At 41.8% G+C, this 13,043-nt stretch carries 11 protein-coding genes; 10 read left to right on the top strand and 1 reads right to left on the bottom strand.

Features of this window, described 5'->3' with window-relative positions:
* Positions 1-352 precede the first annotated feature (352 nt).
* Positions 353-1,075, top strand: a complete 723-nt coding sequence (locus tag BIV59_RS02225) for a CAP domain-containing protein (RefSeq protein WP_071349806.1) — start codon at positions 353-355, stop codon at positions 1,073-1,075.
* A 116-nt stretch (positions 1,076-1,191) separates the two neighbouring features.
* Here the strand turns inward: BIV59_RS02225 and BIV59_RS02220 are convergent, their stop codons facing one another.
* Complete coding sequence (locus tag BIV59_RS02220; RefSeq protein WP_071349805.1) at positions 1,192-1,371, bottom strand: H-type small acid-soluble spore protein; 180 nt, start codon at positions 1,369-1,371, stop codon at positions 1,192-1,194.
* Between the two features lie 430 nt (positions 1,372-1,801).
* Here BIV59_RS02220 and BIV59_RS02215 point away from each other — a divergent pair, with 430 nt between their 5' ends.
* The 9 genes from BIV59_RS02215 to BIV59_RS02170 all read left to right on the top strand — a co-directional run bounded on the left by BIV59_RS02215 (position 1,802) and on the right by BIV59_RS02170 (position 13,040).
* The gene (locus tag BIV59_RS02215; RefSeq protein WP_071349804.1) at positions 1,802-2,677 is read left to right on the top strand and encodes an NAD(P)-dependent oxidoreductase; all 876 of its coding nucleotides are present in this window, start codon (positions 1,802-1,804) and stop codon (positions 2,675-2,677) included.
* Between the two features lie 122 nt (positions 2,678-2,799).
* A complete protein-coding gene (locus BIV59_RS02210) occupies positions 2,800-3,786 on the top strand; it encodes an aldo/keto reductase (protein ID WP_071349803.1) in 987 nt (328 codons plus the stop codon).
* Between the two features lie 142 nt (positions 3,787-3,928).
* Entirely contained in the window at positions 3,929-4,684 is a 756-nt protein-coding gene (locus tag BIV59_RS02205) for a (S)-benzoin forming benzil reductase (RefSeq protein ID WP_083392004.1), read from the top strand.
* A 304-nt stretch (positions 4,685-4,988) separates the two neighbouring features.
* Positions 4,989-6,257 carry a glycoside hydrolase family 18 protein gene (locus BIV59_RS02200; protein WP_071349801.1) on the top strand — a complete coding sequence of 423 codons (1,269 nt, stop codon included), beginning with the start codon at positions 4,989-4,991 and terminating at the stop codon, positions 6,255-6,257.
* 84 nt (positions 6,258-6,341) lie between these two features.
* Positions 6,342-8,060 (top strand): ABC transporter ATP-binding protein, encoded by a 1,719-nt coding sequence (locus BIV59_RS02195; protein WP_071349800.1) that lies wholly within the window; start codon positions 6,342-6,344, stop codon positions 8,058-8,060.
* A gap of 364 nt (positions 8,061-8,424) precedes the next feature.
* Complete coding sequence (locus BIV59_RS02190; RefSeq protein WP_071349799.1) at positions 8,425-9,243, top strand: hypothetical protein; 819 nt, start codon at positions 8,425-8,427, stop codon at positions 9,241-9,243.
* A 187-nt stretch (positions 9,244-9,430) separates the two neighbouring features.
* Entirely contained in the window at positions 9,431-10,306 is an 876-nt protein-coding gene (locus BIV59_RS02185) for a carbon-nitrogen hydrolase family protein (RefSeq protein ID WP_071349798.1), read from the top strand.
* 449 nt (positions 10,307-10,755) lie between these two features.
* A complete protein-coding gene (locus tag BIV59_RS02175; RefSeq protein WP_071349796.1) occupies positions 10,756-12,195 on the top strand; it encodes a GntP family permease in 1,440 nt (479 codons plus the stop codon).
* 125 nt (positions 12,196-12,320) lie between these two features.
* Positions 12,321-13,040, top strand: a complete 720-nt coding sequence (locus tag BIV59_RS02170; protein WP_481747409.1) for a 3-hydroxybutyrate dehydrogenase — start codon at positions 12,321-12,323, stop codon at positions 13,038-13,040.
* Positions 13,041-13,043 lie beyond the last annotated feature (3 nt).

Below are 13,043 nucleotides of genomic sequence, written 5' to 3'. Positions count from 1 at the left end.
CCGTTACATCAAATTAAGGTATTGTAACAAAAAAGTAAACTATATTACAGAAAACATGGACGTTAAAAAACTGTCAATCCTGAGTTTCTGGTGAAAAGATGGCAATAGTTTTAGTGTTTTACCAATTGAAGAAAAAATAGTGAATGAATTAGATTGCTAGAGGAACTGGCTGGAAGCTTGCTAGGTTAACTCTTGCTTCTAGAAAAACAGAAAGTTAGCACTTTCCGCTCTCCGATTTGGTATATTTGTTTTTGCAATGGAAAAAAACGGTCGTTTTATTACAAAAAACGCATGTTACGATAACTGTGCAAGAAACAAACAAACCAAAGAATTAACGGGGAGGAAAATATACATGAAAAAGAAAATGATTTTCTCAGCAGCAGCTGCAGCAGCAGTAATCCTATCGGGAGCAGGCTTTAACCAAGCTAGTGCCGCTACTCAGCCTTGTCCGCAAGCCAAACCGGTTTCATTCCAGGTTACTAATCAGCAGGACATCCAAAAAATATTAAATCAGTATATGAAACAATACAATGTACAGATGCCAGCAAATGCTGCACCACAAGCACAGCAGGCACCACAAGCACCACAAGCACCAAAAGCACAGCAAGCGGCTCCTGCTAAACAGGCAGCTCCAGCACAGCAAGCAGCTCCAAAGCAGGAAGCAGCAAAGCCTGCATCTTCTTCTGATTCTTCTTCTTTAAGCCAGTATGAAAAAGAAGTAGTAGATCTTACAAATGCAGAACGTACAAAGCAAGGATTAAAACCGCTTGCAGTAGATACAGAGCTTAGCAAGACTGCTAGATTGAAGTCTCAGGATATGAAAGATAAAAATTACTTTGATCATAACAGCCCAACTTATGGATCTCCTTTCGACATGATGAAGAAATTCGGTATCAGCTATAAATATGCCGGAGAAAACATCGCTATGGGACAGCCTACTCCTAAAGAAGTTGTAACAGCTTGGATGAACAGCGAAGGCCACCGTGCTAACATCCTAAACGCTAACTTCACTCACATCGGAGTTGGATATGTTGCATCCGGAAACTACTGGACTCAACAGTTCATCGGAAAATAATATTTTAGTAGTGTAAGGAAAGCCAAATCGTCCGCGGTTTGGCTTTTTTTGATGTTTATAAGAAGAGTTCCTGTATAATAAATCCACCATCCTGTATACCAGGATGATGGCACTCGTCATATTTCTTCTAATTCGGAAATGGCCACATCCGATTTTTCTCCTCCAGGTCCTCTTAAATGGACTGTTGCCGTATTTCCATCTTCGCTGATTCCGTCAATCCATACTGAAACACCATGATAATGAACATTAATTTCTGCAGAAGAAGATAATATTTGCTTGATTCGTTTTTGATCCATAATGAACAGCTCCCTATAAAGACATATAACTATTGTTTGAAGTGAAACTGTGTTTTATTCATTTTGAAAAAATGGCTGTTTTCTTAAATTTTGCTGCTATGAAACAAGGTGGTTGATTTCCTCTTCTGGATGCTCGCTTTCCACGCAAGCCGGTAAGCCTCCTCGGCTGGGCCTGCTTAGGTCTCACCCGTTCTGCTCATCCCCAGGAGTGTCTCACCTTACGCTCCAATCAACCTGACTTGACAATGGGAACGCCTCACATAATAAATTAAAAAACGACATCTATAAGAAAAGAGCCAAAAAAATAAAGCAAATGCTTTGACTTTGTAAGCTTGCCTATTCATTATGGTGAATAAGACAGAAAATAAACTTTTTTTACATATGTTTTTTGGCTGTAAATAACAGATGATAATTCGTAGGAGGTAATTATATGAAAAAAATTGGCTGGATAGGACTTGGAAGCATGGGAATGCCCATGGCAAAAAATTTATTAAAAGCAGGATTTGAGCTTTTTGCCTATAATAGGACTGCTGAAAAAGCAGAAGCACTTTCAAAAGAGGGTGCAAAAGCATTGTCATCAGCAAAAGAAACAGCTGAACAATCTGACATTATTATTACCATGCTTGCAAATGCATCAGCTGTTCAAGAGGTATTAGAAGGAGAAAAAGGCATGCTTGCCGGCCTAAATTCTAATAAGATTGTAATTGATATGAGTACCGTGAGCCCGGAAGATTCAATAGTGTTTTCTGAAAAGGTCCGGAAGGCAGGTGCCCATTTTATCGATGCGCCTGTATCAGGATCTGTCAAGCCGGCAGAAGATGGTACGTTATTGATCCTGGCAGGCGGCGACAAACAAGATGTAGAGCAAGTCCAGTATATATTTGATGTATTGGGAAAAAGAACCATTTTCTTTGGGGAAAATGGCAAAGGCAGTGCCGCCAAACTATCCATTAACCTGCTCCTGGGTGTGGCCGTACAGGGGATTTCTGAAGCCATGCTGCTTGCTGAAAGTGCTGGTTTAAGCAAAAATGATGTCATAGAGATGATTTCAGAATCTGCTGTTAATACCCCGATTTTCCAAATGAAAAAAGAATCTTTTTTGAAGGAAGATTTTCCTGCTGCATTCATGCTTGAACTTATGTCTAAGGATTTAGGGCTAATAACAGATGAAGCAGAAAAGAACCATATAGGGCTCCCGCTCGCTAAGGCTGCAGATAAAGTGTATGCATCTGCTAAGGAAAATGGCAAAGGAAAAATGGATCTTGCCGCAGTCTTTCTTGAACTGAAGCAAGGAACACATATTTAATAAATCACAGGCTATTCTTAGCTGACATGCCAGAAACTTTACATTCAGAAAGCTTCAAATGGCAATAAGTGAATCATTGAAAAAGGATTATCAAATTGGGCTATAGGAAAGGGGATCGTATCATGGAAAAACGCAAACTGGGTTCAAAAGGCTTAGAGGTTTCTTCGTTAGGACTAGGATGTATGGGTATGTCTGACTTTTATGCAGACAGAAATGACGATGAATCCATTGCCACCATTCAGTATGCACTGGAGCTCGGAGTTAATTTTTTGGATACTGCAGATATGTATGGGGTAGGGAAAAATGAAGAACTTGTCGGCCGAGCCATTAAGGATCGCCGTAATGATGTGATTCTTGCGACAAAATTTGGGAATGTCCGGGGGGCGGATGGCAGCTTTTTAGGTGTAAACGGAAGGCCGGAATACGTAAAACAGGCTTGTGATGCCAGTCTAAAACGCCTTGGTGTTGATTATATTGATTTGTATTATCAGCATCGCGTAGATCCTGATACGCCGATAGAAGAAACAATCGGTGCGATGTCCGATTTGGTCAAGGCGGGAAAAATCCGCTATATCGGCATGTCTGAAGCTGCTGCTGAAACCATTCGCAGAGCCCATAAAATTCATCCAATTTCTGTTTTGCAGACAGAATACTCATTATGGAGCAGAGATGTTGAAGACGAAATTTTACCGGCCGTCATGGAGCTCGGCATTGGATTTGTTCCATACAGCCCGCTCGGACGCGGCTTCCTGACAGGACAGATCCAAAAGTTTGAAGATTTGGCTGAAGATGATTATCGCAGATTTTCACCAAGGTTTCAAGGCGAAAATTTCAACAAAAATATTAGCTTAGTGAAAAAAATCCAGGACATTGCCAATGACAAAGGCTGTGAAGCTTCACAGCTAGCATTGGCCTGGATCCTTGCGCAAGGCGAGCATATTGTTCCGATTCCGGGAACGAAAAGAAGAAAATACTTAAAGGAAAATGTTGAAGCTGTTAATATCAAGCTAAGCAATGCGGAGCTTGATGCCATAGGTGAAGCTGCCCCAAAGGGAGCTGCAGCAGGACAGCGTTACCCTGAGGCAACAATGAAGGGCGTTAACATATAGTCATAGATAACCTCTCTGGACGGTGATCCAGGGAGGTTTTTTTGCCTAGAGCTAATGAATTTTTTACATTAAGGGAACGTTAATGTTACCATTGAAGCATGAAGGAAAGATTCAGCTGATAAAAAAGTGAAAGGCGGGGGATATGTCTATGAAAACCTATATCATTACCGGCGCTTCAAAAGGCCTGGGAGCTGCTATCGCAGAGCAATGCTTCAATGAGGGCAATCATTGCATTTTAATATCTCGGACAAACAATTTGGATTTAGAACAAAAAGCCAGACAAAAAGCAACGAAGATTACGTACATAGCTGCTGATCTGAAAGAGACGGAAAAGCTGGAAGCACTCATGGACATCGTTTTTTCTGAAGTGGGCAATACAAAGGAGTTATATTTAATTAATAATGCAGGCATTGTAAACCCGATCAAACCTGCAGGATTTTTGGAGCAGGAAAAAATGGAGCTCAGCATGAAGGTGAATTTCCTCGCTCCTGTTATTCTTTCAAATAGTTTTCTAAATAGAACGAGACATATGGATATCAAAAAAATCATTATGAATATCTCATCCGGAGCTGCCAAAAATCCTTATCATGGCTGGTCAGCATATTGCAGCACGAAGGCTGGACTTGAAATGTTTACAAGAACTGCAGCATTAGAACAATCTGGAGAGCAGCATCCAACCATCCTGATATCCTTTTCGCCAGGCATTATGGATACAGAAATGCAGGCGAACATTCGTGAAGCTGACGAGACCGATTTCGCAGAGTCCTCCCGTTTCAAGGATTATAAAGAAAGCGGCATGCTAAGGACACCTGCCCTTGTAGCCGAAAAAGTCATGGACCTGCTTCAATGGACACAGCTTCAAAATGGCAAATTTTACGATATTAAAGAAATGCTTTAACAAGAAGCAACAACCTAATGCCAGAAATTGAGCAATTATGCCTTAAGTGTGCATAATTGCTTTTTTAAAGAGATACAGTCTTTCTTGATTCGTGTCAAGAAGCAGATTCCTGCGGATAAATAGATACAAATAACAAAGCAATAAAGAAACATAAGAACGGAGATTTCAGCGGTTAATAGTCAGCCCCGAAGCATTTCAAATTTACCACTGTAATATGATCCCCCCGCTTAATCCAAGTTATTGTCATACCCCTGGCCACTTTATCCATAAACTTAAATAATACCTATTGCCAGGAGGTGATACTTTGGGAATCCATGTTGTTAAAGCGGGTGATACTTTGTTTGAAATCGCAAAAAAATATCGGAGAGAAATTGCGGAAATCAGGGCATTGAATGGCTTGCCATCCGGAGATGAAATTGTCCCGGGACTTGCCTTATATATCCCTGCATCAAAAGTGGAGAATCGAATATATAAAGTGAAGCAGGGAGATTTCCTTGGGGAAATTGCGGCAAGGTTCGATGTGAAAATTCCTGCCATCCTTAAAGCCAATCCAGGGTTAAAGCCTGATGTTTTAAAAATAGGGCAGCTGCTGAAGATTCCAACCCGGTATAAGCTTCGCCTTAAAACTCTTTCATTTTCATTTCCTGCAACCGGAGGCGAGGTTTTTTCGGCACTTGAAAAGTCTGCAGAGCAGCTCACCTATCTTGCTATCGTCGCTTATTCCTTTACTAAAGAGGGATATGTTTATGTCATTGGCGATGACAGCTCAATGATTGCGAAAAGCAAACAGCTTGGTGTCATGCCGCTTTTGATGATCAGAAACTTTCTTAATGATGAATTCAGCCCGGAACTTGCAGGAGGCGTGCTGGATAATACAGAGTACCGGCAGCGTCTGGTGAGGAGCATCATGTCATATGTGGCGGAAAAAGGCTATGCCGGGGTAAGCATGGATATTGAATTCGTTCCTCCTGCGAGCCGGGCAAATTATGTTTTGCTGCTAAGGGAACTGAAAAAGGCGTTAGGCCGCCTGGTTTTGCAGGTAAATGTTCATGCCAAAACGGAAGATCTCCCGAATAACCGGATTGTTGGGGGACATGATTATAAGGGGATTGGGAAAATAGCTGATATTACTGCTGTAATGACCATTGATTATGGGTACCCGACAGGACCGCCTAATCCAATATCACCGATTTGGTGGATGAAAGATGTTCTTGACTATGCGGTTTCTAAGATTCCAGCGAGAAAAATTATGACTGCCCTCCCGCTATACAGCTATGATTGGGAGGTGCCAAGCAACAAAACTGCAGCAAGCTCTGTGCTTCGCGCCCAAAACCGGGCGATTGAAGAGAAAAGCGATATTCATTTTGACTTGAAGGCAGCATCACCCTGGTATCAATATTGGCCCAAGAAAAAGCAGCATGATGTCTGGTATGAAGATATCAGAAGCATAACGGCTAAATATCAGCTTATGGATGAATACGAAATAGCAGGTACGACTTTTTGGAGATTGGGCTTGGAATTTCCGCAAAATGATGCCTACATAAAGCAAAATATTTTGGTCCTGAAATCATAATTATTTTCAGAAAATATTGAATGTTTAGCGAGATGCATATATAATCCTAGTATCTATGCATTAACCAATAAAAGGAGAAACACCATGATTCGTCGTTTTTATTCCTATTATCTTCCGCATAAAAAATTATTTTTGCTGGACTTTAGCAGCGCTGTCATCGTCGCCCTATTGGAGCTAGCCTTTCCGCTGGCAGTACAGTGGTTTATTGATGATCTGCTCCCAGGAGGGGATTGGGGGTCGATTGTTTCTGTAAGCGCCGGATTGCTTCTATTGTATATATTGAGCACATTGCTTCAGTACATTGTAAATTATCTCGGCCATAAGCTCGGAATCAATATTGAAACTGATATGAGGCAGCAGCTTTTTCAGCATGTCCAAAAGCAGTCCTTCCGTTTTTTTGACAATACCAAAACAGGGCATATCATGAGCCGGATAACGAATGATCTTTTAGACATCGGCGAATTGGCGCACCATGGCCCTGAGGACATGTTCATAGCGGTTATGACATTTATTGGGGCATTCTTCATCATGCTGGCTGTAAATGTGAAAATGGCGGTGCTGGCGATTGCTATCACTCCCTTTTTGATTGCATTGATCATTTTCAGTAATTTAAGTATGAATAAAGCATGGAAAAACATGTACACACAAATCGCTGAAGTGAACGCCCGGGTTGAAGACAGTGTATCCGGCATTCGTGTGGTGCAATCTTTCACAAATGAAAAATTTGAGATTAACAGATTTTCATTAAATAACAAAAATTTTCGCAATGCAAAGCTTCGTGCTTACAAAACAATGAGTTATACCGCATCGGCCATTTATATGATGACTCGTTTTATGACGATTGCGGTTTTGATATATGGTGCATGGCTCTGCTATAAAGACCGGCTTACCAGCGGCGAGCTTGTGAGTTTTGTTCTTTATGTAAATGTTTTATTTAAGCCTATCGATAAAATTAATGCCTTAATGGAGCTTTACCCAAAAGGCATGGCAGGTTTCAAGAGATTTACAGAAATGATTGACATCCATCCTGATGTTGAAGATAAACTGGATGCAATTGAAATGGTTTCGCTTCACGGCGATATTGATTTCCATTCTGTAGCATTCGGCTATGACGCTGGCAAAAGGATTTTAAATGGCATTGATTTAACCATATCCGCTGGAGAAACGGTTGCTTTTGTTGGACCTTCAGGAGCAGGGAAAACGACTATTTGCTCCCTGATTCCCCGCTTCTACGATGTAGATGAAGGCAGTATATCCATCGATGGTATTGATATAAGGGATATGTCCAAAAAATCTCTTCGTTCACAGATTGGCATTGTCCAGCAGGATGTTTTTCTTTTTACCGGCACGCTAAGAGAAAATATTGGATACGGAATGCTTGATGCTACCACGGAACAAATAGAAGAAGCAGCACGGCGGGCCCATCTGGAGAGTTTCATAGAAGGTCTTCCGGAAGGCTATGAAACTCAAATCGGCGAACGGGGCCTAAAGCTTTCTGGAGGGCAAAAGCAAAGAATTGCAATTGCTAGAATGTTCTTGAAAAATCCGCCCATCTTGATTCTGGATGAAGCTACATCTGCTCTTGATACGGAAACTGAAATGATCATCCAGAATGCGCTATCCGAGCTTGCCAAGAACAGGACGACCCTGGTAATAGCCCACCGATTGGCAACGATCAGGAATGCTGACCGAATTGTGGTTGTTACAGAAGAGGGCATTGCTGAGCAGGGCGGCCATGAGGAACTGCTTCAGCAAGGAGGGATCTTTGCAAAGCTTCACCGTGTACAATTTCAGCGTGCATAGACCATTTAAACAGCATTCCATTTGGATTGCAGTTTTTTTTTACAGGAATGTCAAAAAGATTTTGCTGATCATTCATCATTTTTATGGGGAATGGATAATACCGGTACCCCTCGCATAAGCCTTAGGGACTGCATGGACTCCTGCAGCAGATGTTAAATCAATGCGGCAGGTAAAGAAGCAGCGTAATAAAAAAAACGTATCGCTTACAGTGGAGGTTTATGTCGAAAAAATTGAGAGGAAATGCATGGTGTTTTAATTTAAAAATTCAGACATTTGTGTTAGATTTACACTATTGTGATTGAAGTAAGTGATCCGGGCAAGTGAATAAAATAGTGTTCTTTATATGAGGGAGCGGTGTAAAAACATGCAGCAGATTGAGGACTTGCGGAAGCAAGTTGACGAAATGGTGGAAAAGACGGACTTTAACGGATTATGGAACGGCTTTGAGCCTGTTGCATTTGCTATCTATGATAAGGAAAAAGTTTATCTTTGGAATCATCCTGATAACCTGGATGACAACATAACCTTCTTTCCCTGGAATCCCCAATTCAGCGGAGACGACTTAATTTTTTACCGTGATTATCCAACTGCTATTGTATCGACAGATCATTATCCCGTAATAGACTGCCTGTACCCGCGTTTAATGCAGGAGCTGTTCCGCGGCTATCAGTTTTTATTGGGCGAGGCCCGATTTCCTGATACATGGGCTGGATTTCGTTATCCTATTTATCTGGATGCCATTGATTTGAAAATAAAGGAGAGAGTATGTCTGCATGAAGCCTGCATGGAAGAAGATGCAGCTGTAAAAGAAAAAAAGATCTTTGAATTTATATCTTTCAGAAATCGCAGGATTAAACTTATCCAGGAATTTGCTGCTTACGAATTCAGCCTTGAAACCGTTAAAGGTCCAGCATTGTATGTTCAATTTAAAGCACATAAAAGATGCAGCAGAAATGCAGAAAGGCCTCTTCTTAATCAATACACAAGCATCCTTTTTGAACAGGGGCAATCCCTTTTTCATTTAAAGAAAAGCTGTGCCTGCTCTGGCATGCTTATGTGTTTCCTTCTCGATGCCCTCTATAGAAATTGGCAATTTTCATTTATGAGATCTGAAAAAAGCCTATATGACTTTTTTTGCGATTCCCTTTATTCCCTTGAACATCGGGGATTTTCTGCCCTTTAAAACCCGAGTCCAGTTATGCGGCAAATAGGGGAATAAAAGTGCATTGCTTTGAATTTTTCACCTCTGCTAAATGTATTGCTTTACAGCTAAGGCAGTGATGGTATATATTACTTTCTAGATTGTTTACTTGCTGCATGAGGGCATGTTTGTGAATCCCTCCTGCAAAAAAATGCATAGGGGGAGTACAATGAAATTGCGTGTTTCTGCCGTGCAGTATCATCTGCATACCATTTCATCCTTTGAAGAGTTCGCAAGACAGTGCGAACATTATATAAAAACTGCTGAAGAATTTGGTTCGGAGTTTGTTTTATTTCCGGAATTTTTCACAACTCAGCTCCTTTCCATCGGCAGCGAAGATGGCACTTCGCTTACGATAAATGAACTGCCGGGTTTTACAGAGCAATATAAAAGCCTATTTATTCGGCTAGCAGGCGACTATCAGATGCATATCATCGGGGGTACGCATGTTATTCAAAAGGAAGGGAAATTGTACAATACCGCCCATCTATTCTACCCGGACGGACGTATTGAGGAACAGGCCAAGCTGCATATGACCCCCACAGAGACCGAAGAATGGAATATGGATCCTGGGGAGAAGCTGCGGGTTTTTGATACCGAAAAGGGAAGAATCGCTATCATTACCTGCTATGACATCGAGTTTCCGGAAATTGTGAGGATGGCCAGGGCAGAAGGGGCAGATGTAATTTTTTGTCCGTCCTGTACAGATGACAGGCATGGGTTTCACCGTGTACGCTTCACCAGCCATGCCCGTGCCATTGAAAACCAAGTTTATGTAGTAGGAGCAGGAACCATTGGATCGCTTCCTACAGTTGACTTTATGAGAGCGAATTTCGGAAGTGCCGCAATTTTGACTCCTAATGATATACCTTTTCCTCCGGGCGGGATTTTAGCTGAGGGCGAAATGAATTATGATATGATCGTAACTGCAGACCTGGATTTAGAACTGCTGTATAGAGTCCGTGAAAGAGGTTCCGTTACTACATGGCGTGACCGCAGAACTGATCTTTATCCTGACTGGGAAAATAAGAATATACACTTTTAGACAATGTGCTTGTGTGCGGCTTCAGAGCTTGCATGCAGGCTTTTTTTGCATATTATGGTTTCAGCAATTATTTCTTGTTCCACAAAAACGGAAAGTTCCATAATTCCGGAAAATTTTTCACACTGATATTTTCCGGAATTGCGGAAACTCCATTCACAGACGGTTTATTTGTCTCCATTTTCAGGTACGCAAAAGTTGGCATGAAACTTGCAAGTTATAATAGTGTTATCCTTTAAAAATCGGCTTTGTTAACTAGCCAGCTGATTTTCGCTTAAAGAGAGTTTCAATCCGGGTGTGTTTGCCGGGCCACAGCGCCAATAAGCGAATCTCATGATTTAAAACATAACAAAGCCTGACATGAAATGGAGGGAGGACAGGGAAATAGCCTATGCAATTTTATCATATTTTATGAAAACGCTTTCTATAAAAGTTGGAGAAGGAGGAACTATATGGAGTTAGTTGTCATTCTTTTAGCATTAGCTTTGCTTATGTTTGTAGCTTACAGAGGGTTTTCGGTCATTCTTTTTGCTCCGATTTGTGCGCTATTCGCGGTTTTACTGACGAATCCTGATTATGTCCTTCCGTTTTTTTCTAATGTATTCATGGAGAAAATGGTCGGATTCATTAAGCTTTATTTTCCTGTATTCCTGCTCGGTGCCATCTTCGGAAAAGTTGTAGAAATGTCCGGCATTGCCAAAACAATTGCTAAGACTATCATTAAATTGGTGGGAGCCAAGCGCGCTATACTGGCCATTGTCCTCCTTGGCGCCATATTAACCTACAGCGGAGTCAGCTTGTTTGTTGTTGTGTTTGCTGTATATCCTTTTGCAGCAAACTTATTCAGGGAAGCGAATATTCCGAAGCGGCTGATTCCCGGAACCATTGCTTTAGGCGCATTCACTTTCACGATGGATGCTCTTCCTGGTACACCGCAGATCCAGAATGTCATTCCAACTACATTCTTTAAAACAGACATTTATGCTGCACCTATCCTCGGAACTGCAGGAGGCGTATTTATTTTAATTGTCGGCCTGCTCTATCTGGAATACAGGAAGAAGAAGGCTCAGAGAGCTGGAGAAGGCTATTATGGATTCGATGCCTCAGCTGCTGCAGCCGAAGCACAAAAAGAAGTCCTAAATGAGCCGGATCATGTTCTTTCTCCAGGGACACTGTCTGCCGGAAGGCAAATACTTGCTTTTGTTCCGCTCGTGCTTGTAGGTGTGATGAATAAAGTTTTCACTATATATATTCCAAAATGGTATCCGCAAGGCTTTGATTTCACCAAAATAAATCTTCCATTATTCGGTAAAGTGGAGACGTCAGCTGTTGCTGCAGTATGGTCGGTAGAGCTGGCACTTGCTATCGGAATTGTAGGGGCCATATTGTATGATTGGAAAAAAATCAGGGCGAATTTCCAGAGCGGTTTAAACATGAGTATCAGCGGTGCCCTGCTTGCGGTTATGAATACGGGAGCTGAATATGGGTTTGGAGGAGTGATTTCTTCTTTGCCAGGCTTCGGGGCAGTCAGCAAAGGGATATCAGAAACGTTTACCAATCCATTAGTGAATGGTGCAGTTACGACCACAGCATTAGCGGGCGTAACCGGTTCTGCTTCAGGCGGAATGGGAATCGCACTTAGTGCAATGTCTGAAAAGTATGTTGCCGCAATGGCTAAATACGGAATTCCTCCAGAAGTGATGCATAGAGTTATTTCTATGGCATCAGGCGGGATGGATACACTGCCTCATAACGGTGCTGTCATAACATTGCTCGCTGTGACAGGTCTGACTCACAGGCAATCCTACAAAGATATTTTTGCGATCACCATTTTAAAAACAGTGACCGTGTTTTTGATTATTGGTCTTTACAGCTTGACTGGAATCATGTAATTCCACAAATACATTAAGCCCGCTGCAGAAAATGGCAGGGGAGCATAGGCGGAGGCATGAAGGTGAATTCTTTAAAAAACAAAGTGGCATTTATAACAGGAGCAGGAAGCGGAATAGGGCTGGCAATGGCACAGGCCTTTGCCAAAGAAGGGGCAAGTGTCATACTAGCGGATTTAAATGAGGAGGCAAGCGTTCAGGCCTCTTTGGAACTTCAGGAAAAGGGACATGAAACGATGGCACTTACCTGTAATGTGGCCAATGAAAATGATATAAAGGAAGGAATTCAATCAGCGATTGACAGATTCGGAAAACTGGATATTTTGATTAACAACGCTGGCTTACAGCATGTTTCACCAATCGAGGAATTTCCCACTGAGACTTTTGAAAAACTGATAAGCGTTATGCTTACGGCCCCTTTTATGGCAATCAAGCATGCTTTCCCTATCATGAAAGAGCAGAAGTTTGGAAGGATCCTGAATATGGCGTCGATTAATGGATTAGTCGGTTTTGCCGGGAAAGCTGCATATAATAGCGCGAAACATGGTGTAATCGGATTAACAAAGGTTGCAGCCCTAGAAGGGGCAGACCATGGAATAACTGTCAACGCAATTTGCCCGGGTTATGTAGATACCCCTCTTGTCCGCAATCAATTGAAGGATTTGGCATCAACAAGAAATGTGGATGCCGGTAAAGTGCTTGAAGAAGTGATTTTTCCTTTAGTGCCTCAAAAAAGATTGATAGAAGTATCAGAAATTGCAGATTATGCCATTTTTTTAGCAAGTGATAAAGCAAGGGGAATTACAGGGCAGGCTGCCGTTTTGGACGGTGGATATACCATTCAATAGTTA

The organism is Bacillus sp. MUM 13 (assembly GCF_001866725.1).
GTDB lineage: Bacteria > Bacillota > Bacilli > Bacillales > DSM-1321 > Peribacillus.
This window is presented reverse-complemented; position numbering and strand designations above follow the sequence as displayed.